Consider the following 23,750-nt stretch of genomic DNA (forward strand, 5'->3'; position numbering starts at 1 on the left):
GTCATCGCGCCCGCCGGCTTCCGTTCGGCGGCGCAACCGCAAGAGAGAGTAACGACCATGGCAGCGACCGCCGCAGACATCATCAAGAAGATCAAGGACGAGGAGATCGAGTGGGTCGATCTTCGTTTCACCGATCCCAAAGGGAAGTGGCAGCACCTGACCATGGTGTCGTCCGTGATGGGCGAGGATGAGTGGACCGACGGCCTGATGTTCGACGGCTCGTCGATCGAGGGCTGGAAGGCGATCAACGAGAGCGACATGATCCTGAAGCCGGATCTGGACGCGGTGTATACCGATCCCTTCTCGGCCACCCCGATGCTGATCGTGTTCTGCGACATCGTCGAGCCGTCGACCGGCGAAGGCTACAGCCGCGATCCGCGCACCACGGCGAAGCGCGCCGAGGCATATGTCAAGGAAACCGGCATCGGCGACACGGTCTATGTCGGCCCCGAAGCCGAATTCTTCATGTTCGACGACGTCCGCTTCGACACGTCGTACAACCAGTCGTATTTCAAGATCGACGATATCGAGCTGCCGACCAACACCGGCCGCGAATATGAAGGCGGCAACCTCGCGCACCGTCCGCGCGCCAAGGGCGGCTATTTCCCCGTCGCGCCGGTCGACAGCGCCGTCGACATCCGCGGCGAGATGGTCTCCACCATGCTCGAAATGGGCCTGCCCTGCGACAAGCACCACCACGAGGTGGCCGCTGCGCAGCACGAGCTCGGCCTCACCTTCGGCACGCTGACCACCACCGCCGATCGCATGCAGATCTACAAGTATGTCGTGCACCAGGTCGCGCATGCCTATGGCAAGTCGGCGACCTTCATGCCCAAGCCGATCAAGGAAGATAACGGCTCGGGCATGCACACCCACTTCTCGATCTGGGAAGGCAAGACCCCGCTGTTCGCCGGCAACGGCTATGCCGGGCTCAGCGAGACCTGCCTCTATTTCATCGGCGGCATCATCAAGCATGCCAAGGCGATCAACGCTTTCACCAACCCCACCACCAACAGCTACAAGCGGCTGGTGCCCGGCTATGAGGCGCCGGTGCTGCTTGCCTATTCGGCGCGCAACCGTTCGGCATCGTGCCGCATCCCGTACGGCACCGGCCCGAAGTCGAAGCGCGTCGAAGTGCGCTTCCCGGATGCCATGGCGAACCCGTACCTCGCCTACGCCGCGCTGCTGATGGCCGGCCTCGATGGCATCCAGAACAAGATCCATCCGGGCGAGGCGATGGACAAGAACCTCTATGACCTGCCGCCGGCAGAGCTCGCCGAGGTGCCGACCGTCGCCGCCTCGCTCCGTGAGGCGCTCGACAGCCTGCTCGCCGATCACGACTTCCTGCTGAAGGGCGACGTGTTCACCAAGGACCAGATCGAGGCCTATGTCGAAATGAAGTGGGGCGAAGTCGCGCGCTGGGAAATGACGCCGAGCCCGGTCGAGTACGACATGTACTACAGCCTCTGATCGCGCTGCCGCCGCGTTCACGTGGCGGCGACGCTGAAGACGGGAGAACGAAGGGGCGTCCGAGCAATCGGGCGCCCCTTTCTCATTGCCCACCTAAGCCATTCTCGGCGCAACTGACCCTTAAGGAATTTGTCGTTACGCGCGTGTTATGTCTTCGCTGATCCAGGAAGCTGCCCTTTCCACCGCCCCGTTCAACCGCGTTCCACCGCGATCTGCCGCAGCCGCAGTCGATCCCTTGCTTGATCGCGCCATGGCGATGGCGGGGATCGGGGCCTGGTCCTGCGACCTGGCGGACGAGCGCCTCAACTGGACGAGCGGCGTGCATCACATCTTCGGGCTGGCACCTGGCGCTGACGTCGACCGTCGCGACATTCTCGCGCTCTACACCGAGGAATCGCGTGATCGCCTGGAGGAGTTGCGCCGTCAGACGATCAACCGCGGCACCCGGCTCAATCTCGACGCGGAGATCCGGCGTCCGGATGGCGAGGTGCGCTGGCTGCGCATCAACGGCGAGCTGGTCTGGCGCCCCGGCAGCACGCCCGTCCTCCACGGCATCAAGCAGGATGTGACCGAGGAAAAGCGTCGGCTGGAAGCGCTGCGGCGCCTTGCCGAAAATGACGCGCTCACCGGCCTCGCCAACCGCGCGATTTACGAACACCGCTTCCTCAACCGGCGCTGTACCCGCTTCGCCGCCGCCCGGCTTGGGGCGCTCGTGCTGTTCGATCTCGATGGCTTCAAGCATGTCAACGACCGGCTCGGCCATCTCGCCGGCGATGCCTGCCTGCGCACCTTTGCCGAACGGCTGGTGGCTCACTTTCCCCAAGCGCTTCTCGCGGCCCGCATCGGCGGCGACGAGTTCGCGCTGGTCGTCGATAATCAGGAGCCCCCGCACCTGGTCGAGCAGCGTGTCGCAAGCTTCCTCGAAGCCCTGCGCGCGCCGATCCACTGGCATGGGCAGGTTTTCTCGATCGGTGCGACGAGCGGCATCGCCGCGCCGATTGACCCCTGGTCCTATGATCCGGAGGAACTTTTCATCCGCGCCGACGCGGCGCTTTATGCGGCCAAAAGGGCGCGGCCGCAGCGACGCTGAGCGGCGCCGCGCTGGCCCCGCTCAGAACGCCACGCATTTATGCACGGCCATCTTCTCGAAGCCGAGCCGCCGGTAGACCGGCTCGCCCATTGCTGACGCCTGCAGCGCCGCGTGGCCGAGGCCGTGTTCGAGGCCGGCCCGCATCGCTGCCAGCGTCACAGCCGCGCCCAGCCCCTGCCGCCGGAACCCTTCACGTGTCGAGCAGACATAGATCCCGGCCACCCCATCCGCCGCCAGCATGGCCGAGGTCGCGACCATCCGCCCATCCTGCCGCGCCGCAAAGCGCCGCAGGCTGCCGGGCGGATCAGCGCGCCGCTGCTCCACCTCGGTCATCCGCGCGACCTGCTCGGGCGCCACGCCCATCGACGGCGCATAGCAATCGACCCATTCTGCGACGGCGGCGTCACCGCTCACTTCCTCGATGACGATGCCGTCCGGCAGCGGCGCTTCGGGAAGATCGAGAAGCGAGCGCACATAGAGCGGCATTTCGTCGGTGACCGTCCCACCGCAGGCGAGCAGCGCATCGATCGCACCGGGATGTGAGTCCGGCCCGATCCACCAGAGCGATGGTATGTCGCGCAGCTGCTCCACCGCCGCGCGGATCCGCTCGACACGGCTCGGATCGTCGACGCGCGTCACGCCGTTCAGCAGGGGATGCGCGATCCCGCTGCGGAACAGCGAAAGGCTATCCTCTTCGCGCAGCTCGTCACCCATGTTCATCCAGTAGCGATGGACATTATCAAGTGCCGCCGTGAGCAGCGCCGCATCACTATTTGCCTGTCGATCCGTCACGCCCGTCCTCCCGCCACGCGCCCGCCTCCATCGCGAGCGGCAACACGAGTGGCCATGCGCCGCTAGCCATTTATTACCAGGCGGCGGCGGAAGGTTGCACGTGCAACACGGCTCGCCCCCGGCGTGCCGTCCGAAGCGTCGTGACGGCGGATGGCAAGCCGGGCCAGGCGCGGGAGACCTCGCTCCCGACAGGATCAGAAGTTGAGCGCCACCCGCGCGGTCAGCCGATCACCCGTGTCGCGCGCATTGGCGAAGGGCGACGGCACACGCTCGGAAATGTCGGTGCCGGTATAGACCAGGCCAAGCGTCAGCGGGCCGGTGATATGGTCCACGCCCAGCGACCAGTCCCAATAGCTCCCGCCGGGCCGCAGCCGTGCCGCACGGATCGGATCGTCCACCGAACCGGAGGAATGGCCGGCGCTTGCCATCAGCGTGAACGGCGTTGCCGGCACGCCCACGCGCGCACGCCCGCCAATCCACAGATTGTCGCCGCCGATGGCGCCCTGATCCGGTGCGTAGCGAGCATCGATGCCGACTTCCGCCGGCCCAAGCGCGTAGCTCGCGCCGGCGCCAACCTCGACATAATCCATCTTGCCGCGCGCCCTGGTGAACAGATGCCCGGTGACGAAGCCGTCGAGCCGCAGCCCGCCGCCAACGTCAGTACCGAAGCCGCCGGTCGCGTCCACCACCGCATCCGCCCCGCCGTGGCGCGGATCGCCGCGTGTGCCGGTCACGCGAACGCCGAGATCGACGCCCGAGGGAAGCCCTGCGCGAATGCTCGCGGCCGGGGAAATCTTGCCGTCGCTCCAGCTGATCCCGCGGCGGCGTTCATCGGTCGATGCTTCCACGCTGCCGCCAAGCGACACCTGCGCAGACGCCGCCGCCGCCGTCACCCCAAGGGCAACGGCGGCACCCAATGCGATCAGCCGCACCTCAGCTGCGGGCCGGGCTGTGCGCGCGATCGAGTTCGAGCGCGAGTGCTTCGCGATCCTTCTCGGCAACGGCAAGCAGATGGTCGCGCACGGTATCGCTGCGCGCCGCGACTTCCTGCGCGATCGCTTCGCGCTGGCCCGAACACCAGCCGGCGCGGCGGCCCTCGATCGGGGTATCGCTGGAAATCGTGCGCGACAGCACGTGGCCGGCAGCGCTGCGGGCTTCACGCTGGACGCTCACGTTCGCCTTCCAGGCGCATTGCAGCGTGCTCGCACGGCCGCCCGGGCCGGCAGCGCCGATCTGCTTGTGCTTGACGGCCACGTCGCTGCGGTACGTCACGTCGACGCGCTGGCCTTTATGATCGATTTCGACGCGGTGCGCGTCGGTAGCGATCGGGGTGCCGAGCAACAGCCCGGCAGCAAGGATAAGGTTCATTTGGGTCTCCTGCGGGTTGCGGACTATGGTGCCCGCTCACTCGTGCCACGCCGACCTGCGTAGCCTCTCGTAAATGGCCGATACGGACCGGACGTTCAATGGATGCGCATCCGCGCAATGATTTGAAACAGCTCGGCGAAGATCGCCAGAGCCTGTCCTACAACGGTAGGCGATTGGTATAACGCTGCTCAAGGTGGGAGCGGAAGAAGCCGTCGTTGGAAAAAAACGCGCTGGAGCCTCAACATTCTCAACATTCGCGGTGCTGCAACATGGAGCCTGGCAGGTCTTATCAAGCACAATCGCGCTCGTTTCCGCTTGTTCTGCGCCCGCAACGACTGATAGCGGCTCTCACATGCTTCGCTTCGCTGCCGCCGCGCTCTTGCTCGCGCCCCTCGCCGCTCCGCTCCCGGCGGCCGCTGCCACCACCCCCACCGAAAACCGCATGAAGGCGGTGATCGAACAGGAGGCGCCGCGGCACGAGGCCTTGCTTGAAAAGCTCGTTCGGCAGAACTCGGGCAGCCTCAACATTGCCGGCGTGAAGGCAGTGGGCGAGATGATGCGCGCGGAACTTGAGCCGCTCGGCTTCAAGGTCGACTGGATCGACATGGCGCAAACCGGGCGTGCCGGTCACATCATCGCGACCCACAAGGGGAATGGCCGCGGCAAGCGCGTGCTGCTGATCGGCCACCTCGATACGGTGTTCGAACCCGACAGCCCGTTCACCGGCTGGACGCGCGACGGGGACCGCGTGACAGGACCGGGCGTCGGCGACGACAAGGGCGGCCTCGTCGTGATCGTCGCCACGCTGCGCGCCATGCACGCCGCCGGGACGCTCAAGAACGCCGATATCCAGGTCGTCCTCACCGGCGACGAGGAAAAGACCGGTGCGCCGCTCGACGTGGCCCGCCGCGATCTGATCGCTGCCGGGAAATGGGCGGACATCGCGTTCGAATATGAGAATGTCGCCACCGACAGCGGCCAGGATTATGCCACCACGGCGCGGCGCAGCTCCACCAACTGGGAGATCGTCACCACCGGGCGCACCGGCCATTCCAGCGGCATCTTCAACCAGTGGATGGGCTATGGCGCGACGTTCGAAATGGCGCGCATTCTGGATGAATTCCGCCGCACGCTGCCCGAACCGAACCTCACCTTCAACGCCAGCGTCCTCGTCGCCGGCACCCCCGCTGCGCTTGACGAGCCGGGCGTGAAGGGCACGGCAGAGGGGAAGACCAACGTCATCCCCGCCCGCGCAGTGGCGCGCGGCGATCTGCGCAGCCTGACGCCCGAGCAGGATACGCGCATCAAGGCTGCGATGGAGGCGATCGTCGCCAAGCATCTGCCCGGCACCGAAGGCTCGATCCGCTTCTTCGAAGGCTATCCGTCGATGCCGCCGACGGCCGCGAACCGCGCCTTGCTCGATCGGCTCAATGCGGTGAACCGCGACATCGGCCTGCCGGAAATGAAGGAGATGGATCCATCGAAGCGCGGCGCCGCCGACTCGAGTTTCGTCGCGGCCGATGCGGTGACGCTGGGTGGGATGGGCGCGTCCGGCGGCGGCGCGCATGCGGTGGGCGAATGGGTCGATCTCACCAGCCTGCCGCGCCAAGCACTGCGCAGCGCCGTGCTGATCTCGCGCCTCACCGCCGAACCCCGCTAAGTCTTTATTCGCATTGGCGGAAACTAACCGCCGTCCGCTCGTTCATCTGGCGTACAGGAAAAGCCGCGGTCCCGCGGCGCCTTGCTGCCGGAGCCAACGAATGAACGATGCCAGCCGCCGTGATCTGCTGAAGGCCAGCGCTGTCGCCGGCGCCGGCCTCGCCGCCGCACCGGCGCTGGCGCAAGGCGCGCGGCGCCCGACACCCAGTCCGGCGACCGCCTACACCAACCAGCCCTTCCCCGAGCAGCGGCAGAAATGGCCGGCATTGCAGCGCGACATGAAGCCGGTGCCAGATTGCGGCGAACGCAGCTACCGCGGCTCCGGCCGACTGCAGGGGCTGAAGGCGCTCGTCACCGGTGGCGATTCCGGCATCGGCCGCGCGGCCGTAATCGCCTTTGCGCGCGAAGGCGCGGACGTCGCGATCAACTATTTCCCGACCGAGGAGCCGGACGCGCAGGATGTAGCCAAGCTGCTGCGCGGGGAAGGCCGCCGCGTCGAGCTTATCCCCGGCGATCTCACCAATGCGAAATTCTGCACTGAACTTCCCGAGCGCGCTGCGAAGGCGCTCGGCGGCTTGGACATCGTCGTCAACAACGCCGCCTATCAGCAGTCGAAGCAGTCGATCGAGGAGATCACCGCGGAGCAGTTCGACCGCACGATGAAGACCAACGTCTATGCGACATTCCACATCTCCAAGGCCGCAATCCCGCTGCTGAAACCCGGCTCGACGATCATCAACACGCTGTCGGTGAACTCGGTCAGTCCGGGCGAGGAGCTGCTCGATTACGCCACGACCAAAGGCGCGCTGCTGATCTTCACCAAGGGGCTCGCGAAGCAGCTCGCGGCCAAAGGTATCCGCGTCAACGGCGTCGCCCCCGGCCCGGTGTGGACGCCGCTGCAGGTCGCGGGTGGCCAGCTGCCCGGCAAGCTCGGCGAATTCGGCCAGGATACGCCGCTCGGCCGCGCCGGGCAGCCGGCCGAGTTCGGGCCGATATGGGTCGCGCTCGCCGATCCGCAGACCAGCTTCACCAGTGGCAGCGTGTTCGGCGCGAACGGCGGCACCGGCGTGATCTGACCCGTTCGTCGCATGCCCGTCGCGTGGTCGCCGCACGGTCGCGCGCCCGCTGACGCAGAACTCCTGTCCGGCGATGCCACGCCATAGCCCATCAGGAGAGACGCGCATGCCAGCCCCTGCGGAGGTGCCCGACGCCCAGGATCACGGCCTGTGGTTCATGAACGGCCGCATTCACATCCATGTCAGCCGTCACGACACCGCGGACGGCCTCTCGATCGTCGAGCACCACCTGCCGCGCGGCTTCGGCCCGCCGCTGCACATCCATCGCGACGAGGATGAATTCTTCCACATCATCGAAGGATTGTTCCGCTTCCGCCTGGGGGATCGGACCATCGCCGGCATGGCGGGCGACGTCATCGCCCTTCCCCGCGGAGTGCCGCACGGCTTCCGCGTCCTCTCGGTGGAGGGCGGCCGCTGCCTGACGATGACGCGCGGCGGCTTCGAGGACATGCTGCGCGACGCGTCACGCCCGGCGGATCACGCGGGCCTGCCCGATCAGATCACGCCATCGCCCGAGCAACAGGCCGCGCTCCACACCATCTGCGCGCGGCACGGGATTGATCTCATCGCGCCACCGATCGATTAATCGGGGCGCAGGATCAGTCGAGGTTTGGTCGCAACCGCCGCTTCGCCGTTTCGAGGTCCACACCGCGGCGCACCGCATAGTCCGCCACCTGATCCTCGCCGATCCGCGCCACGCCGAAATACTCCGCCTGCGGGTGCCCGAAGTAGAAGCCGCTCACCGCGGCGGTCGGCAACATCGCGTAGCTTTCGGTCAGCGTGATACCGGTTGTCCGCCCCGCATCCAGCATGTCGAACAGGATGGTCTTCAGGCTATGCTCGGGGCACGCCGGATAGCCAGGCGCCGGTCGGATGCCGCGATATTGCTCGCGAACCAGCGCCTCGTTCGTCAGCTGCTCGTCCGGGGCGTAACCCCACAATTCGGTCCGCACCTTCTGGTGCAAGGCCTCGGCAAAGGCTTCGGCGAAGCGATCCGCCAGTGCTTTCAGCAAGATGTCGGAATAATCGTCCACCGCCGCCTTGAAGCGTTCGAGATGCGGCTCGATTCCGTGAATGCCGACGGCAAAGCCGCCGATCCAATCCCCCTTGGGATCGACAAAGTCGGCCAGGCACATGTTCGCGCGGCCCTCGCGCTTCGCGATCTGCTGGCGCAGGAACGGCAGCCGCACGGTCTTTTCGTTGGTCCGGTCGAGATCGGGAACACGGAAGCCCTCGGGCACGCTCGCGCCATCCGGGCTGCGATGATCCTGGCTATGCGCCGTATAGACCCAGACATCGTCGTCATGCCGGTGGCACGGCCACAGACCGGCGACGCCGCGCGCCGTAAGCCACTTTTCCGCGACGATCTTGTCCAGCATCGCCTGTGCATCGGCATAAAGCGCGCGCGCGCTCTCGCCGACCACCGCGTCATCGAGAATGGCCGGGAAGGTGCCGGCCAGTTCCCACGCGCGAAAGAAGGGCGTCCAGTCGAAGTACTCGCGCAGGTCCGCCAGATCCCAGTCGTCGAAAACATGCACGCCGGGCTTCAACGGCGCGGCCGGCTTCAGCGCCATATCGGCAACGAAGCCGCGCGCACGCGCTTCGGTCAGCGGCAGCAGGTCGTTCTGCCCCTTGCCCTCGCGCGCCGCGCGTACCGCGGCATATTCGTCCGACACCTTGGTGACGAAGGGATCGCGCTGCGTCTCGGATACAAGTGCCGTCGCCACGCCCACCGCGCGGCTGGCGTCGAGCACGTGAACCACTGGCCCCTGATAGGCTGGCGCGATGCGCAGCGCGGTGTGAACCTTGGACGTGGTCGCGCCGCCGATCAGCAGCGGCATCGTCATGCCCGCGCGCTGCATCTCCTCACCCACCGTCACCATCTCGTCCAGCGATGGGGTGATCAGGCCGCTGAGGCCGATCATGTCAGCGTCGTTCTCGTTCGCGGCTTCCAGAATCCTGGTCCACGGTACCATCACGCCAAGGTCGATCACCTCGAAGCCGTTGCACTGCAGAACGACGCCGACGATGTTCTTGCCGATATCGTGAACGTCGCCCTTCACCGTCGCCATGATGACGCGGCCCTTCGCCTTTGCGCCCGCCGATTTCTCCGCCTCTATGTACGGCAGCAGGTGCGCGACCGCCTTTTTCATGACGCGCGCTGACTTCACCACTTGCGGCAGGAACATCTTGCCGCTGCCGAAGAGGTCGCCGACGACGTTCATCCCGTCCATCAACGGGCCTTCGATCACCTCGATCGGCCGCCCGCCGCGCTCGAAGATCGCGACGCGCGCTTCCTCGGTATCCTCCACGACATGCGCGTCGATGCCCTTCACCAGCGCATGTTCCAGTCGCTTCACGACATCCCACGAACGCCATTCCGCGGCCTGCTTTTCCGCCACCGCATCAGTGCCGCAGAAGCGCTCCGCCAACGCGACGAGGCGATCGCCAGCCTCGGCATCGCGATTGAGGATCACATCCTCGCAGGCAGTACGCAGCTCAGGATCGATCGTGTCATACACGTCGAGCTGACCGGCGTTGACGATCGCCATGTCCATGCCGGCGGGGATCGCATGGTAAAGGAATACCGAGTGCATCGCGCGGCGCACCGGCTCGTTACCGCGGAAGCTGAACGACAGGTTGGAAAGGCCGCCGGAGATATGGACGTGCGGGCAGCGCGCCTTGATCTCGCGCGTCGCTTCGATGAAGTCGACGGCGTAATTGTTATGCTCCTCGATCCCCGTCGCCACGGCGAACACATTGGGATCGAAGATAATATCCTCTGGCGGGAAGCCGATGCCGGTCAGCAGCTTGTAGGCGCGCTCGCAGATCTCGACCTTGCGATCCTTGGTGTCTGCCTGGCCCACCTCGTCGAAGGCCATCACCACTGCCGCGGCGCCATAGTTCATGCACCGGCGCGCGCGATCGAGGAATTCCTCCTCGCCTTCCTTCATGCTGATCGAATTGACGATCGGCTTGCCGGATACGCACTTCAGCCCCGCTTCGATCACATCCCACTTGGAGCTGTCGATCATCACCGGCACACGGGCAATATCGGGCTCCGCCGCAATCAGCTTCAGGAACGTCGTCATGGCGTGGTGCGCGTCGAGCAGCCCCTCGTCCATATTGACGTCGATCACCTGTGCACCATTCTCCACCTGCTGGCGCGCAACCTCGACTGCACGGGCGTAATCGCCCGCCATGATCATCCTCTTGAACGCCGCGGATCCGGTGACGTTCGTGCGCTCGCCGACATTGACGAAGGTGGAAGAGGAGTTCGTGGTCACAAGTTTTCCGTTCGTGTCGAGCCCTGCGACTGCCTGTGAAACAGGCGCTCAGGACGAGCTAAAGCGAGACACCGTGCGATCCGCTCGCGGCTCGTCCACGAGTTTGCTCGGGACGAACGGTGTGAATTGATTACGCCGCCGCCATTGTGAACGGCTCCAGCCCCGCCAGCCGCGTGCGAACCGGCGGCGCCGGCAAGCGACGCGGCGCAACGCCCTTCACCGCCTCTGCAATCGCGGCGATGTGCGCCGGCGTGGAGCCGCAGCAGCCGCCTAGCACGTTCACCTGCCCTGCCGCGGCCCATTCATGCACCAGCCCGGCGGTTGTCACCGGCGCCTCGTCATAGGCGCCAAGCTCGTTCGGCAGACCGGCATTCGGATAGACCATGATCAGCGCGTCGCAGATGTCCGACAGCGTCTTCACGTGCGGGCGCAGCTGCTGCGCGCCGAACGAGCAGTTGAGCCCGATCGTCAGCGGGTTCGCGTGCCGCACTGCATGCCAGAAGGCCTCGACCGTGTGGCCCGAGAGATTGCGGCCCGACAAATCGGTCAGCGTCATCGACAGCATGATCGGCAAGTCACGCCCAAGCGCCGCGCCAGCCTCGATCGCTGCCATCACGCCGGCCTTGGCGTTCAGCGTGTCGAATACCGTCTCGATCAGGATGAAATCGGCACCACCTTCGACCAGCGCGTCGATCTGCTCGCGGTACACGTCTTTCAGATAGTCGAAGTCGATTTCCCGATAGCCGGGGTCGTTCACGTCAGGAGACAGCGACAGCGTCTTGTTCGTCGGTCCGACGGCGCCGGCGACGAAGCGGGGGCGCCCGTCCTTTGCCTGGAACTCGTCGGCGATGCTCCTGGCCAGCCGGGCGCTTTCGACGTTGATCTCGCGCACCAAGCCCTCGGCGCCATAATCGGCCTGGCTGATGCGGTTCGCCGAGAAGGTGTTCGTCTCCGCAATATCCGCGCCCGCCTCGAAATAGGCGCGGTGGATCGCCGCCGGCACCTCCGGCTTGGTCAGCGCGAGGATATCGTTGTTGCCCTTCTGATCATGCGACAGGCCGAGTGAGCCGGCATAATCCGCTTCAGAGAGCTTCCAGTTCTGGATCTCGGTGCCGAATGCACCATCGGTGATGAGGATGCGCTTCGCTGCTTCGGCATGGAAGGATTCACGTGCGTTCATGTCTTTTCTCCCCCCTCCGCTGGGGAGGGGTCGGGGGAGGGCCTGTCACCAGGATCACCGCGCAGGGGGGACAGGCCCTCCCCTGGCGGCCTCGCAAGCGCGAGGAGAAACCTATGCCGCTGCCGCCACCGCGCCGGGCTTCGTTCGCACGCCCAGCAGGTGGCAGATCGCGAAGCTCATCTCTGCGCGGTTGAGCGTGTAGAAGTGGAACTGCTTCACCCCGCCCGCATACAGCTTGCGGCACAGCTCGGCGGCGAGCGTGGCCGAAACCAACTGCCGTGCCTCGGGCAGATCGTCGAGCCCGGCAAAGAGCCGTTCCATCCAGGCCGGCACCTCAGTCCCGCACATCTTGGACATCCGCACGACGGCGGCGAAATTGCTCACCGGCATGATCCCCGGTACGATCTCCGCGTCGATCCCCGCCGCCGCCACCTTATCCCGATAGCGGAAGAACACGTCCGGCTGATGGAAGAACTGGGTGATCGCCCGCGTCGCCCCGGCATCCATCTTGCGCTTCAGATTGTCGAGATCAGCCGCGGGATCGATCGAGTCCGGGTGGCATTCCGGATAGGCCGCGACCGAGATCTCGAAGGGATGCAACCGCCGAAGCCCTTCGACGAGCGCGGCTGCATTTTCGTAGCCGCCGGGATGCGCCACATAACGCTCGCCGGCCCGCGGCGGATCGCCACGCAGCGCCACGATGTGCCGCACGCCGGCGGCCCAATACTCACTCGCCACTGCATCGATCTCATCGCGCGTCGCCTCGACACAAGTGAGATGTGCTGCGGCCGGAATCGCCGTCTCACGCGCGATCCGCGCCACCGTGGCATGCGTGCGCTCGCGCGTGGAACCGCCTGCGCCGTAGGTCACGGAAACGAAGCGGGGCCCTAGCGGCGCTAGCGTGCCAATCGAATCCCACAGCGTCTGTTCCATCTTCTCCGTCTTGGGGGGGAAGAATTCGAAGCTGACGTCGATATCCCCCGCAACATCAGCAAAGAGCGGGGCGTCCAGCGCGCGGCGCGCCTCCTCAAGCTGGTTGACCGATAGCGTCATGCCGCCTTCACCTCATGCAATGCGGCATCGGGCTTGCGCCCGAGCCAGATCTTCACCGTCAATTCGCCGCCTTCCAGCGTCTCCACCCGGGCCGTCTCCAGCCCCGCATTGGCGAACCAGCCTTCGATCTGCGCGTCCGAGAAGCCGAGCCGGGTATGGGCGTCACGCGTGCGCAGCTCCTCCCGGTCATGCGGCGCGAAATCGGCGATCAGCAGTCGCCCGCCTGGCGCCAGTACACGCGCCGCCTCGACGATCGCGGCACCCGGCTGCTGCGCATAATGAAGAACGTGATGGACGATCGCGACGTCCGCCGCGCCGTCCGCCAGCGGCAGCGAGTAGAGATCGGCCTGACGCAGCTCCGCGTTGCTGAGCCCCTGCTCGCCGATCTTCGCGCGTGCCAGCCGTAGCATTTCCGAGCTACGATCGATCCCCAGCGCCGTGCGGGCGCGCGGGCCGAACAGCTCGATCATCCGCCCGGTGCCGGTGCCGATATCGACCAGCCGGCCAAGCGGTGCCTCGCCCAACACCTTGCGCATCGCCGCCTCGACATCGCATTCGGCGATATGGAGGGATCGGATCGCATCCCACTCACTGGCATGCGTTTCGAACCATTGCGAAGCGGAGGCTGCGCGATCCGCGCGCACCGCCGCGAGCCGGGCCGCGTCTGTGGCGCCATCCCGGTCGGGCACGTCGCTGTCGAGCGCATCCACCGCCGCCAGCACGGGATCTACCAGCGCAGCATCGCCCAGCGCCACGAACACCCAGCTGCCCTCCTTGCGGCGCTCCGCAAGGCCGGCATCGCACAGGATTTTCACATGGCGGCTCACCCGCGGCTGACTTTGCCCCAGCACCAGCGCCAGCTCACCAACCGAAAGCTCCATCGTCCGCAGCAGACGTAGGATGCGCAGCCGCGACGAATCGGCGAGAGCACGGAAAGTTTCGAGCGCCTTGGTCACAACAGAAAGATATAAAGATATCTTTATATCTCGTCAAACGATCGATCGCCTCCGACGAACAGCGGTCGGCAAGATATCGTTACGGAGCCAAAGCCGCTAGCTGACGTTGTGGAGCGGACGCCGGGCGTGCCGGCTTTCGGACGAAACAGGGAGAGTATCGATGAGAACCCTTGCCACCGCCACCATCCTTGCCGCTGCCACTGCTCTCGTTGCCTGCAGCCCGAGCGCACGAAACGAAAGTGCAGAAGCCGCCAATGCGATCGGCACCGATGTCAGCACCACGACCCGCAACGCGATCGACGATGTCGACGCGGCGACCGATCGGGCGCTTGGCTCCGCCGAACGGTCGCTCGACAATGCCGGCCAAGACATCGAACGCGGCGCAGATCGCGCTGGCGCTGCGATCGACAATACCGCTGATCGCGCGCGGGATGATGCTGGCGACGCGCTGATCGACGCGGGCAACGCACTGCAGGATCGGTGAGGCCACGCTCTGGAGGGGCGCGCGCCGCGCTCCTCCCCATCACCTTGCTGGCGTCCGGTATCACTGCCGGCTGCTCCTCCGAACCTGCGCCGGCCGGCGCGGTTACGGCGGATGAGGAACGCCAACTCAATGAAGCCGCGGCAATGCTCGACGCGAACAGCATCAGTCTGCGCGACGTTCAGAATAACGGAACCGACAATGATGAAGCGCCGGCTCGGCTCCTCTGATCTGCAGATTGCGCCGCTGGTGCTCGGCGGCAACGTCTTCGGCTGGACGGCGGATCGCACCGCCAGCTTTGCCGTGCTCGATGCCTTCGTGGCGGGTGGCGGCACGATGATCGACACGGCCGACGCCTATTCTGCATGGGTCCCCGGCCACCGCGGCGGTGAATCCGAAACCATGATCGGCGAATGGCTGAAGGCGTCCGGCAAGCGCGACGAGGTACTGATCGCAACCAAAGTCGGCATGTTGCCCGGCGAGGGCGGCGAGAAATTGGCGCCAGCGCGGATTGCTGCCGCTTGCGAGGCATCGCTGAAGCGGCTCGGCACTGATCGCATCGACCTTTACTTCGCGCATCAGGACGACGAGGCGACACCACAGGAAGCGGTCCTCGAGGCGTTCGCAAAGCTGGTCCACGCCGGCAAGGTCCGTGTACTGGGCGCCTCGAACTTCCACGCCGCCCGACTCAAGTCCGCGAACGAACATGCCCGTGCTGCCGGCCTGCCGCGCTATGACGCGCTCCAGCCCGAGTATAATCTCGTCAGCCGCCACCGCTTCGAAGGCGAGCTTCAGGATTATTGCGTCGAGCAGAATGTCGGCGTCGTCCCCTATTACGGGCTCGCATCGGGTTTCCTCACGGGCAAGTATCGCTCACCCGAGGATCTGACGAAGAGCGTGCGCGGCAGCCGCATGGGCGATCTTCTCGCCGGGAGCGGCAAGGCAGTGCTTGCCGCGATGGACGAGGTGGCCGGTGAGACCGGCGCCACCCTCGCGCAGATCGCACTCGCCTGGCTGATGGCGCAGCCCGGTGTCACCGCGCCAATCGCCAGCGCCACCAGCGCGCGGCAGTTGGAGGAACTGCTGCCCGCCATGACGCTGGAACTCACCGCCGACCAGTTGGAGTGTCTCAACACCGCCGGAGCGTGATCACGCTTGCGCTTGCGTTAACCGTCTTGCGTCAGCCAAGCGCAACGTCACCTTACTAGATCCCGAATCATGCTCTCACCGGCTCGCCTTGTCCTGATCGCGTTTGCGGTTGCCGTCGCGTCGGTCGGCTATGCCGCCAGCCGTCCGCCGCCACCGCCGCGCGTTCTCGCGAGCCAGTCGATACCGCCGCTCCGGCCCGCTCAACCGGCCACCCCCGAGCAGGCGGGCCCGCAGTCACAGCCCGCGGCCTACATCGTCAAATCCATCCTGCCGATCCAGGGCCCGATGAAGATGGGCGACCATCATTGGGACGAAAGCGCTGCCCCGGCGACCGGCACGCTCATCATCACCGTCGATCTTGCCGCGCAGGTGCTCAGCGTCTTTCGCGACGGGCATGAGATTGGCGCGGCGGCAATCCTGTTCGGCGCCGATTCGAAGCCGACCCCGCTCGGCGTCTATCCGATCACGCAGAAGAGCAAGGATCACGTTTCCAACATCTATCACGCGCCGATGCCGTACATGCTTCGCCTGACCAATGATGGGATCGCGGTGCACGCCAGCGAGGTGGCTGACGGCTATATGACGCACGGTTGCATCGGCGTGCCCAAGCCCTTCGCCAAGAAACTGTTCGAGACGGCGAAGCTGGGCGACAAGGTCATCATCACTCGCGGTGAGGCGCTGGAGATCGGGCAGGCGGTAAAGGCCGCCTGAGCCGCGGCGCCGCCGATCAATCCCCGGCAAAGGTCAGCGCGGTGATCCGCCGCTCGCGCTCGTTGATGGTCAGCGCGCGGCCCGCCGGCGCGGCGGCACGCTGCGGACATTCCTGGCGGAAACACTGGCGGCACCCCAGCCCGATCGGCATCGCCACGCCGGCAAGGTCGAAGCCGCGAGCGACCGCCAGCGTCCCGGCATGTTCCGCCGCCACACCGATGCCGACCGCAAATTCGGCCGAAACCAGTCCGTATCGCTGCCCCTGCGGCGTCACCGTGCGCGCCATCGTAAGCCAGCGCTCGCCATCCTCCAGTTCGACCAACTGAACCGCGAGGTGCCCCGGCCGATCGAACGCATGGTGCAAATGCCACAAGGGGCAGCGCCCCTCCGCCTCGACCAGCGCCGCGCCGCTCGCCCCGGCATAGCGTTTCGATGACTGCCCCGCCCGGTCGACGCGGATCATGAAGAAGGGCAGCCCCCGCGCGCCGACCCGCTGAAGCGTCGTCAACCGGTGTGCGACATGCTCGAACCCGGCACCAAAGCGGCGCTGCAGCAGCTCGATGTCGTAACCCGTCGCCTCGCAGGCGCGCAGGAAGCGGGCATAGGGCATCATCACCGCTGCGGCGAAATAGCTGGCGAGATGACGGCGGAACAGGCGATCGGCGGCGATCTGGCCAAAGCCGGCGCCCGCCACCAGCGCGTCGATCTCAGCCCGAGACTCGATCAGCGCCAGCTGGAACGCCGCGGCAAAGGTGCGGCTCGACGGATCGAGCAGTTCGGACAGCTGAAGTTGGCGCGCGTGAAGGTCCAGCCGCCGCAGCACGTCGGGCATCACATCGACCGGGAGGATGCGGATAGCGAGGCTGTGCTTCACCCGCAGCCGCTCCGACATTGCGCCGTAGAGGTCGCCAGCCCCGAGGCGGAGTTCGTCGGCCAGCGCCTCCGCCGCTGCGTCCAGATCGGGGAAATGGTTGCGCCACCGGCCGATCTCCCGCCGTACCAAGGCTACCGGATCATCACTCGCGACGGCGGTGGCGGCCCCCTGCCCCATGCGATCGAACGCACGCGCGAATGCCTCCGCCCCGCCGGGCGCCGCGGCCAGCCATTCCTCCAGCTCGTTGCGATCGATCTCCAGGTCGGCGAACATCGGGTCGGCGAGCCGCCGCCGCATTGCGTCCCGCCCACCGCCCGGCTCGGCCGCGGTCAACGCGCGCGGATCGAAATCGAACGTCTCCGCCAGTTTCACCAGCAGGGTCGCTGATACCGGGCGCTGATTGCGCTCCACCAGATTGAGGTAGCTGGGACTGATCGCCAGCATCTCGGCCATCGCCGCCTGGCTCAGCGCCTGCTGCCGCCGCAGCCGCCGCACCACATGCCCCGCCATCAACTTTCGCTCTGCCATGCCGCCACGCTGACGGAGCGGCGTTAGCGTGTCAATTCTTTACAGCAACACAGATGATGACCGCCGCTTGTCCGACCCGATGACACCGAATCACCAGAGTGCCGCGTTGTGAATACCCGCTCCATGCTGTTCTTATAATCGCAGTTGTAAGCATTCACACAGGAGGAACGACCATGGACGCTACCCCGCAGCGCAGCCGCGCCGTTTTCTCGACCGAGGACTTCGGCCTCATGAAGGAAGCCATCGGCGAGTATATCAAGAAGATCGCCGACGAACCCCGCTCGGCCAAATTCTCCAACCTGTACCACCGCCTCGGCCGCCTCGGCTGACCGATCACTCGCCTGATCCAATCGTGCGGGACCGGTCCCGCGTGCCACCATCCGCGACAGGAACAATGATGACCTACCAGGAACAGACCAGTCAGATCGGCCAGCTCGTTGCCAGCTACAATGGCACGTGGGACGGGATCGACGCTGAATCCGTGGCGCGGATGCGGCTGCAGAACCGGTTCCGCACCGGGCTCGACATCGCGCGCTACACCGCCGGCATCATGCGCCGCGACATGGCCGCCTATGACGCCGATCCTGCGAATTACACCCAGTCGCTGGGTTGCTGGCACGGCTTCATCGGCCAGCAGAAGCTCATTTCGATCAAGAAGCATTTCGGCACCACCAAGGGGCGGTATCTGTACCTCTCCGGCTGGATGGTCGCCGCGCTGCGCAGCGAGTTCGGCCCACTGCCCGACCAGTCGATGCACGAAAAGACCAGCGTTCCCGCGCTGATCGAGGAACTCTACACCTTCCTGAAGCAGGCCGATGCCCGCGAACTGGGCATGATGTTCCGCGATCTCGACAAGGCACGCGAGACGGGCAACGAGATTGAGGCGCAGCGGCTGACGCAGGCGATCGACAATTACGAGACGCATGTCGTGCCGATCATCGCCGACATCGACGCCGGCTTCGGCAATGCCGAGGCGACGTATCTCCTCGCCAAGAAGATGATCGAGGCGGGCGCCTGCGCGCTCCAGATCGAGAACCAGGTGTCGGACGAAAAGCAGTGCGGCCACCAGGACGGCAAGGTCACCGTGCCGCACGAGGACTTCCTCGCGAAGGTCCGCGCCTGCCGCTACGCCTTTCTCGAGCTTGGCGTCGATGACGGCATCATCGTGACCCGCACCGACTCGCTCGGCGCCGGCCTCACCAAGCAGATCGCCTTCTCGAAGGAGAAGGGCGACATCGGCGACCAGTACAATGCCTTCCTCGATTGCGAGGAAGTCACCGACCTGTCGACGCTGCGCGGCGATGTCGTGATCGAGCGTGACGGCAAGCTGATGCGTCCGAAGCGCCTGCCGTCGAACCTGTTCCAGTTCCGCGAAGGGACCGGTGCCGACCGCTGCGTGCTGGATTGCATCACGTCGCTGCAGAATGGCGCCGACCTGTTGTGGATCGAGACGGAGAAGCCGCACATCGAGCAGATCGCGTCGATGGTCGATCGCATCCGCGAAGTCGTTCCCAATGCGAAGCTGGTCTATAACAACAGCCCCAGCTTCAACTGGACGCTGAACTTCCGCCAGCAGGTGTTCGACGCCTGGGTCGAGGCCGGCAAGGATGTCTCCGCCTATGACCGGGCGAAGCTGATGAGCGTCGATTATGACGACAGCGATCTGGCGGCAGAGGCCGACGAGCGGATCCGCACCTTCCAGAAGGATGCGGCGGCGCGGGCCGGCATCTTCCACCACCTCATCACGCTGCCGACCTATCACACCGCGGCGCTGTCGACCGACAATCTCGCCAAGGAGTATTTCGGCGAGGCGGGGATGCTCGGCTACGTCAAGGGCGTGCAGCGGAAGGAAATCCGCGAAGGGATCGCCTGCGTGAAGCACCAGAACATGTCAGGCAGCGACATCGGCGACGATCACAAGGAATATTTCGCCGGCGAGGCCGCGCTGAAGGCCGGCGGCGTCCACAACACGATGAACCAGTTCGCAGCCTGATGCGCATGGCGGCAGCGATGCTGCCGCCAAGACGCGCAGGCCCGGCCGGCGGTGCCGCTCAGGCACCGACCGACGGCGCGGCTCCCCCGCGCCGGCACCCGGCAACCAAGTTCCTGGGGAGGAAGGATGCCCGTCGGTGCTCGTCACCGGCGGGCATTTCCGCGTCTCGCTCTGCGCCAAGTTATGGCGATGGAGAGGTGACTGGCACGCTTCCCGCTTGAGCAACGACCGGGGGAATGACACACTCAGCGGCATGAAGCGCGTCGCTGCCGCCGCCCTCGCCCTGCTGCTCTCGCTCGCAGCACTGCCGGCCCACGCCCAGGTGGTCATCACCTTCTGGAGCCATGAGTTCGGCAATCATTTCCCCCACGCCTTCTTCACGCTGCGGGGCACGCCAGAGGCGGGTGGCGAGCCGGTCGACCTCAATTACGGCTTCACGGCCAAAGCGGTGACCCCGGCAATCCTGTTCGGTCCGGTACCGGGGGGGATCGACGTCGCCAAGCGCAGCTATATGGAGGCGAGCGATGCGCAATTCTCCCTCGTCCTCACCGACGCGCAATATGCCGCCATCCTGCGGCTTGTGGATGAGTGGGACGACAAGAAGGGCGACGGAACCTATCGCATGAACACGCGCAATTGCGTGCATTTCACGCAGGAGGCGGCGCGGCGCGCGGGGTTGGTCACGCTAGATTTTCCCCATCTGATGAAAAGGCCGCATTCCTTCCTGAAGGCGGTGGCGAAGGCAAACGCAGCGGAGGTCACGCTGATCGACCGGCATGGAAAGGAGTATCTGGCGTCGTTAGAGGTGCAATCCCCCGCCACCCGCTTGCCTGCCGCCGGTAGCATACCGCGGGTTATGGGCCCTGCGGCGGCATCCCCGGTCAACACACCCCTGCCGGCGCCGCAATCAGCCCAAGCGCCCGCCCCGGTGAGTTGACGACAGCGGCGGCGTCTCTCAACTCGCCGGCATCCGATTAACAATAACGAGTGTCGGTACAAACACAGGCTTCGGCGGCACCAGTCCAAACGATTTTCAGCGGCCGGGGCGGCGGAACCGCTAGGCGCCGCCGCGGACATTCACGCGACCGCTGCCTCCCCAATTCCGCACTCTTCGCCCCAATCTCATTAGAGGTTGGTTCTGATCAAGCCGCCGTCCATCCCCCATCCGCCGACAGGTTCGCGCCCGTGATCGCCGCCGCCTCGTCACGGCACAGGAACAAGGCGAAGGCCGCAACCTGCTCGGGGGTTACGAATTGCTTCGTTGGTTGCGCCGACAGCAACACGTCGTTGATCACTTGTTCGCGCGTCATGCCGCGTGCCTTCATCGTATCGGGAATCTGATTTTCCACCAGCGGCGTCCATACATAACCGGGTGAGATGCAATTCACCGTGATCCCGTCGGTCGCGGTTTCCAGCGCCACCGTCTTGGTCAGTCCGACAAGGCCGTGCTTCGCCGCGACATAGGCGGACTTGTTGGGGCTGGCGACCAGGCTGTGCGCCGACGCGGTCGAGATGATCCGTCCCCATTTCCTCTGCCGCATGTACGGCACCGCCGCCTTCATCACGTGAAAAGCGCTGGTGAGGTTGATCGCCAGAATCGCATCCCATTTCTCGTTCGGGAAATCCGCAATTGGCGAGACGAACTGGATGCCGGCGTTGTTGACGACGATATCGGGCCCACCAAGCTCGGCGTGGCAGCGCGCGATCATCGCAGCGATCGCCTCCGGCTGGGTCATGTCGGCAGCATCATACAACGCTTCCGCGCCACTCGCCTCGGCCAGCGCCGCCCGCTCCTTCTCGATCGCCTCCGCGTCGCCAAAGCCATTGATCATCACCGCCGCGCCTTCGGCCGCAAACGCCTTGGCATAAGCAAGGCCGATACCGGAGGTGGAACCGGTCACCAGCGCCGTCTTGCCCTTGAGGAACATCGAGTGTCTCCCGTTATGCGCGCGCGTCTGACGGCGCGACCGAAGGCCGCCGGGCGGCCGGAAAGAAATCGCGTTCGTCATGCGCTCGGCAACACGGCCGATCAAGCCGGCCGGCTTGCAACCGCACTTCGCCTTCGCGCATTCATGCCGGGTCAGTAACAAAGGGGTAAGCGCGATGCGGCTCGACGATTTCGATCCCGACATTCGTGTCGAGGATCAGCGCGGCCAGAGCTTCGGCGGCGGCGGTGGCGGCGGACTGCTGCTCGGGCTGTTACCGATGATCGGCAGCCGCTTCGGCTGCGGCGGCATTGTCGTGGTGCTCATCATCTTCGCGCTTTTCGGCGGGCTCGGCAATCTCGGCGGCCTGTTCACAGGTGGCACCAGCACCGCCCCAACGCGTACGGAGCGTACGGCTGGCGGCACGGGCGCCCAGGCGGCCTGCTCCGTTGATGCGGAGACGCGCGCAACCTGCAACGCCTTCTCGTCGGCCGAAAACACCTGGGAGCAGTTGTTCGCCCGCTCCGGCGCGCAGTTCCAGGCACCAAAGCTCGTCTTCTTTAGCGGCCGCGGGCAATCGGGGTGCGGCGCGGCAATGTCCGCAATGGGGCCGTTCTACTGCCCGTCCGATCAAGGCATCTACATCGACACCAGCTTTTTTGACGAGCTTGCCAACCGCTTCCGCGCGGCAGGTGACTTCGCACAATATTACGTCGTGGCGCACGAATTCGGCCATCACATCCAGACGCTAACCGGCCAGTCCGATCAGGTCCGCCGCGCCCAGGCCCGCGCCAGCGAAGCCGAAGGTAATGCGCTGTCCGTACGTCTCGAGCTGCAGGCGGATTGTTACGCTGGCGTCTGGGCCGCACAGAACCGCAACCGGCTCGAGCCTGGCGACATCGAGGAAGGCATGACCGCCGCGGCCGCGATCGGCGACGACAAGCTGCAGCGCGAGGCGCAAGGCCGCGTCCAGCCAGAAAGCTTCACCCACGGTACCTCGGCACAGCGTCAGGCGTGGCTGCGCCGTGGGCTCGAAAGTGGTGACCCGGCCGTGTGCGACACCTTCAGCGGGCCGATCTGATCGGAGCGCATGCCGGGCGCTCGCCGCCCGGCACGTCGCCGCATGTTACAGACGAACGAGCATCTTCCCGGTGTTACCGCCGGTGAACAGACCCAAGAAGGCGTCGGGCATCTTCTCCAGCCCGTCGTGAACCGTCTCCTCGCGCTTCAGCTTGCCCGCAGCGAGCCAGCCACCCATGTCGCGATAGAAGTCGGCCGCGCCCGCCAGATAGTCGCTGACGATGAAGCCCTTGATCATGATCCGGGCGCCGATAACCTTGAACAAATACTTCAGCGACTGGGCCTGGCCCTCGTTGTACACATCGATCATCCCGCACATCGCGAAACGCGCGTTCATCCGCGCCGCGAGCAATGCGGCATCCAGATGATCGCCGCCGACATTGTCGAAGTAGACATCGATGCCCTCGGGCGCCGCCTCGGCAAGGGCGGCGACCACATCACCGGCCTTGTAATCGATCACCGCATCCGCACCGAGCGACTTCACCCAGGCGCACTTCTCCGCGCCGCCGGCAGAACCGATCACCGTCATGCCCTTGGCCTTGGCGACTTGCACCACCGTTGAGCCAACGGCGCCAGCGGCGGCGGAAACGAACACGACGTCGCCTTCCTTTGCTTGGGCGACGTCGAGCAGCCCGAAATAAGCGGTCATTCCCGGCATGCCGAACTGGCCCAGGAACGCTTCGTCCGGCGCATCGATATCGGGCAGCTTCTGTGCTTGCTCGGCCGGCAGCACCGCCTCGTCGCGCCAGCCCAGCATGTGCTGCACCTTGGTGCCGACGGGCCGGCTGGCGGCGCGGCTCTCGACGACTTCACCGATCGCGCCGCCCTGCATCGGTTCGCCCAGCGCGAAGGGCGGGACGTAGCTCTTCACGTCGTTCATCCGTCCCCGCATGTAAGGATCCACCGACAGCCAGCGGTTCGCGATGCGAACTTCGCCCTCGGCGAGCGGCTGAGCCTCGACATCAACCAGTTCGAAATCACTGTGCTTCGGCATGCCCTGCGGACGGGACTTCAGGCTCCAGGCGCGTGGCATAATCTCTCTCCTGACAGGTGGTTTTCGATCGCCGGCTATGCCTCA

General features: G+C 65.7%; 22 protein-coding genes. 12 read left to right on the top strand and 10 right to left on the bottom strand.

The annotated features are described in order from the left end of the window. Window positions 1-57: 57 nt before the first annotated feature. Window positions 58-1,470, top strand: a complete 1,413-nt coding sequence (gene glnA, locus ACH0CP_RS03870; RefSeq protein ID WP_406875789.1) for a type I glutamate--ammonia ligase — start codon at window positions 58-60, stop codon at window positions 1,468-1,470. A 148-nt stretch (window positions 1,471-1,618) separates the two neighbouring features. Beyond that, window positions 1,619-2,560, top strand: a complete 942-nt coding sequence (locus ACH0CP_RS03875) for a sensor domain-containing diguanylate cyclase (RefSeq protein WP_294442190.1) — start codon at window positions 1,619-1,621, stop codon at window positions 2,558-2,560. Window positions 2,561-2,581: 21 nt separating this feature from the next. Here the strand turns inward: ACH0CP_RS03875 and ACH0CP_RS03880 are convergent, their stop codons facing one another. The 3 genes from ACH0CP_RS03880 to ACH0CP_RS03890 all read right to left on the bottom strand — a co-directional run bounded on the left by ACH0CP_RS03880 (window position 2,582) and on the right by ACH0CP_RS03890 (window position 4,720). After that, window positions 2,582-3,352, bottom strand: coding sequence for a GNAT family N-acetyltransferase (locus ACH0CP_RS03880; RefSeq protein ID WP_294442189.1), 771 nt, complete (start codon window positions 3,350-3,352; stop codon window positions 2,582-2,584). Between the two features lie 194 nt (window positions 3,353-3,546). Beyond that, window positions 3,547-4,284: a TorF family putative porin gene (locus ACH0CP_RS03885; protein ID WP_294442188.1), complete on the bottom strand. Its 738-nt coding sequence runs from the start codon at window positions 4,282-4,284 to the stop codon at window positions 3,547-3,549. Window position 4,285: 1 nt separating this feature from the next. Next, entirely contained in the window at window positions 4,286-4,720 is a 435-nt protein-coding gene (locus ACH0CP_RS03890; RefSeq protein WP_294442187.1) for a hypothetical protein, read from the bottom strand. Window positions 4,721-5,072: 352 nt separating this feature from the next. Here ACH0CP_RS03890 and ACH0CP_RS03895 point away from each other — a divergent pair, with 352 nt between their 5' ends. The 3 genes from ACH0CP_RS03895 (at window position 5,073) to ACH0CP_RS03905 (ending at window position 8,041) form a co-directional block, all read left to right on the top strand. Continuing rightward, window positions 5,073-6,380: a M20/M25/M40 family metallo-hydrolase gene (locus ACH0CP_RS03895; protein WP_294442186.1), complete on the top strand. Its 1,308-nt coding sequence runs from the start codon at window positions 5,073-5,075 to the stop codon at window positions 6,378-6,380. Between the two features lie 100 nt (window positions 6,381-6,480). Next, window positions 6,481-7,455 (top strand): SDR family oxidoreductase, encoded by a 975-nt coding sequence (locus ACH0CP_RS03900; protein ID WP_294442185.1) that lies wholly within the window; start codon window positions 6,481-6,483, stop codon window positions 7,453-7,455. Window positions 7,456-7,561: 106 nt separating this feature from the next. After that, a complete protein-coding gene (locus ACH0CP_RS03905; RefSeq protein ID WP_406888385.1) occupies window positions 7,562-8,041 on the top strand; it encodes a cupin domain-containing protein in 480 nt (159 codons plus the stop codon). A gap of 13 nt (window positions 8,042-8,054) precedes the next feature. On the opposite strand, the gene metH is transcribed toward ACH0CP_RS03905, so the two are convergent. From metH to ACH0CP_RS03925, 4 genes are all read right to left on the bottom strand, one after another. Continuing rightward, entirely contained in the window at window positions 8,055-10,742 is a 2,688-nt protein-coding gene (gene metH / locus ACH0CP_RS03910; RefSeq protein WP_294442183.1) for a methionine synthase, read from the bottom strand. Between the two features lie 130 nt (window positions 10,743-10,872). Continuing rightward, on the bottom strand, window positions 10,873-11,922 hold the full coding sequence (locus ACH0CP_RS03915) for a homocysteine S-methyltransferase family protein (RefSeq protein ID WP_294442182.1): 1,050 nt from the start codon (window positions 11,920-11,922) through the stop codon (window positions 10,873-10,875). Window positions 11,923-12,033: 111 nt separating this feature from the next. Then, entirely contained in the window at window positions 12,034-12,975 is a 942-nt protein-coding gene (gene metF / locus ACH0CP_RS03920; protein ID WP_294442181.1) for a methylenetetrahydrofolate reductase [NAD(P)H], read from the bottom strand. Continuing rightward, window positions 12,972-13,931, bottom strand: a complete 960-nt coding sequence (locus tag ACH0CP_RS03925) for a metalloregulator ArsR/SmtB family transcription factor (RefSeq protein WP_294442180.1) — start codon at window positions 13,929-13,931, stop codon at window positions 12,972-12,974. The genes metF and ACH0CP_RS03925 overlap by 4 nt, the downstream gene beginning before the upstream one ends. 160 nt (window positions 13,932-14,091) lie before the next feature. Here ACH0CP_RS03925 and ACH0CP_RS03930 point away from each other — a divergent pair, with 160 nt between their 5' ends. The 3 genes from ACH0CP_RS03930 to ACH0CP_RS03940 all read left to right on the top strand — a co-directional run bounded on the left by ACH0CP_RS03930 (window position 14,092) and on the right by ACH0CP_RS03940 (window position 16,272). Continuing rightward, window positions 14,092-14,415, top strand: a complete 324-nt coding sequence (locus ACH0CP_RS03930) for a hypothetical protein (protein WP_294442179.1) — start codon at window positions 14,092-14,094, stop codon at window positions 14,413-14,415. Window positions 14,416-14,613: 198 nt separating this feature from the next. After that, window positions 14,614-15,561 (top strand): aldo/keto reductase, encoded by a 948-nt coding sequence (locus tag ACH0CP_RS03935; protein ID WP_294442178.1) that lies wholly within the window; start codon window positions 14,614-14,616, stop codon window positions 15,559-15,561. A gap of 69 nt (window positions 15,562-15,630) precedes the next feature. Further along, window positions 15,631-16,272, top strand: a complete 642-nt coding sequence (locus ACH0CP_RS03940; protein WP_294442177.1) for a L,D-transpeptidase family protein — start codon at window positions 15,631-15,633, stop codon at window positions 16,270-16,272. A 16-nt stretch (window positions 16,273-16,288) separates the two neighbouring features. Here ACH0CP_RS03940 and ACH0CP_RS03945 read toward each other — a convergent pair whose 3' ends face one another. After that, window positions 16,289-17,674, bottom strand: coding sequence for a short-chain fatty acyl-CoA regulator family protein (locus ACH0CP_RS03945; RefSeq protein ID WP_294442176.1), 1,386 nt, complete (start codon window positions 17,672-17,674; stop codon window positions 16,289-16,291). A 173-nt stretch (window positions 17,675-17,847) separates the two neighbouring features. Here ACH0CP_RS03945 and ACH0CP_RS03950 point away from each other — a divergent pair, with 173 nt between their 5' ends. The 3 genes from ACH0CP_RS03950 (at window position 17,848) to ACH0CP_RS03960 (ending at window position 20,604) form a co-directional block, all read left to right on the top strand. Next, window positions 17,848-18,003, top strand: a complete 156-nt coding sequence (locus ACH0CP_RS03950) for a hypothetical protein (protein ID WP_164518819.1) — start codon at window positions 17,848-17,850, stop codon at window positions 18,001-18,003. Window positions 18,004-18,071: 68 nt separating this feature from the next. Next, window positions 18,072-19,667 carry an isocitrate lyase gene (locus ACH0CP_RS03955; protein ID WP_046409305.1) on the top strand — a complete coding sequence of 532 codons (1,596 nt, stop codon included), beginning with the start codon at window positions 18,072-18,074 and terminating at the stop codon, window positions 19,665-19,667. Between the two features lie 253 nt (window positions 19,668-19,920). After that, window positions 19,921-20,604, top strand: a complete 684-nt coding sequence (locus ACH0CP_RS03960; protein ID WP_406888383.1) for a hypothetical protein — start codon at window positions 19,921-19,923, stop codon at window positions 20,602-20,604. Between the two features lie 205 nt (window positions 20,605-20,809). On the opposite strand, the gene ACH0CP_RS03965 is transcribed toward ACH0CP_RS03960, so the two are convergent. After that, a complete protein-coding gene (locus tag ACH0CP_RS03965) occupies window positions 20,810-21,595 on the bottom strand; it encodes a 3-hydroxybutyrate dehydrogenase (RefSeq protein WP_294442174.1) in 786 nt (261 codons plus the stop codon). Window positions 21,596-21,770: 175 nt separating this feature from the next. On the opposite strand from ACH0CP_RS03965, the gene ACH0CP_RS03970 reads away from it, so the two are divergent. After that, entirely contained in the window at window positions 21,771-22,673 is a 903-nt protein-coding gene (locus ACH0CP_RS03970) for a neutral zinc metallopeptidase (protein ID WP_294442173.1), read from the top strand. A 45-nt stretch (window positions 22,674-22,718) separates the two neighbouring features. Here ACH0CP_RS03970 and ACH0CP_RS03975 read toward each other — a convergent pair whose 3' ends face one another. Next, complete coding sequence (locus tag ACH0CP_RS03975; protein WP_294442172.1) at window positions 22,719-23,705, bottom strand: NADP-dependent oxidoreductase; 987 nt, start codon at window positions 23,703-23,705, stop codon at window positions 22,719-22,721. Window positions 23,706-23,750 lie beyond the last annotated feature (45 nt).

This window comes from Sphingomonas sp. 179-I 2A4 NHS (assembly GCF_045369135.1).
Taxonomy (GTDB): domain Bacteria; phylum Pseudomonadota; class Alphaproteobacteria; order Sphingomonadales; family Sphingomonadaceae; genus Sphingomonas.

What these genes read in the sequence shown, in the direction of transcription:
- glnA (WP_406875789.1), top strand. Translation starts at nt 58, where the DNA reads ATGGCAGCGACCGCCGCAGACATCATCAAGAAGATCAAGGACGAGGAG.
- ACH0CP_RS03875 (WP_294442190.1), top strand. Translation starts at nt 1,619, where the DNA reads ATGTCTTCGCTGATCCAGGAAGCTGCCCTTTCCACCGCCCCGTTCAAC.
- ACH0CP_RS03890 (WP_294442187.1), bottom strand. Translation starts at nt 4,720, where the DNA reads ATGAACCTTATCCTTGCTGCCGGGCTGTTGCTCGGCACCCCGATCGCT.
- ACH0CP_RS03895 (WP_294442186.1), top strand. Translation starts at nt 5,073, where the DNA reads ATGCTTCGCTTCGCTGCCGCCGCGCTCTTGCTCGCGCCCCTCGCCGCT.
- ACH0CP_RS03900 (WP_294442185.1), top strand. Translation starts at nt 6,481, where the DNA reads ATGAACGATGCCAGCCGCCGTGATCTGCTGAAGGCCAGCGCTGTCGCC.
- ACH0CP_RS03905 (WP_406888385.1), top strand. Translation starts at nt 7,562, where the DNA reads ATGCCAGCCCCTGCGGAGGTGCCCGACGCCCAGGATCACGGCCTGTGG.
- ACH0CP_RS03915 (WP_294442182.1), bottom strand. Translation starts at nt 11,922, where the DNA reads ATGAACGCACGTGAATCCTTCCATGCCGAAGCAGCGAAGCGCATCCTC.
- metF (WP_294442181.1), bottom strand. Translation starts at nt 12,975, where the DNA reads ATGACGCTATCGGTCAACCAGCTTGAGGAGGCGCGCCGCGCGCTGGAC.
- ACH0CP_RS03930 (WP_294442179.1), top strand. Translation starts at nt 14,092, where the DNA reads ATGAGAACCCTTGCCACCGCCACCATCCTTGCCGCTGCCACTGCTCTC.
- ACH0CP_RS03935 (WP_294442178.1), top strand. Translation starts at nt 14,614, where the DNA reads ATGATGAAGCGCCGGCTCGGCTCCTCTGATCTGCAGATTGCGCCGCTG.
- ACH0CP_RS03940 (WP_294442177.1), top strand. Translation starts at nt 15,631, where the DNA reads ATGCTCTCACCGGCTCGCCTTGTCCTGATCGCGTTTGCGGTTGCCGTC.
- ACH0CP_RS03945 (WP_294442176.1), bottom strand. Translation starts at nt 17,674, where the DNA reads ATGGCAGAGCGAAAGTTGATGGCGGGGCATGTGGTGCGGCGGCTGCGG.
- ACH0CP_RS03950 (WP_164518819.1), top strand. Translation starts at nt 17,848, where the DNA reads ATGGACGCTACCCCGCAGCGCAGCCGCGCCGTTTTCTCGACCGAGGAC.
- ACH0CP_RS03955 (WP_046409305.1), top strand. Translation starts at nt 18,072, where the DNA reads ATGACCTACCAGGAACAGACCAGTCAGATCGGCCAGCTCGTTGCCAGC.
- ACH0CP_RS03960 (WP_406888383.1), top strand. Translation starts at nt 19,921, where the DNA reads ATGAAGCGCGTCGCTGCCGCCGCCCTCGCCCTGCTGCTCTCGCTCGCA.
- ACH0CP_RS03965 (WP_294442174.1), bottom strand. Translation starts at nt 21,595, where the DNA reads ATGTTCCTCAAGGGCAAGACGGCGCTGGTGACCGGTTCCACCTCCGGT.
- ACH0CP_RS03970 (WP_294442173.1), top strand. Translation starts at nt 21,771, where the DNA reads ATGCGGCTCGACGATTTCGATCCCGACATTCGTGTCGAGGATCAGCGC.
- ACH0CP_RS03975 (WP_294442172.1), bottom strand. Translation starts at nt 23,705, where the DNA reads ATGCCACGCGCCTGGAGCCTGAAGTCCCGTCCGCAGGGCATGCCGAAG.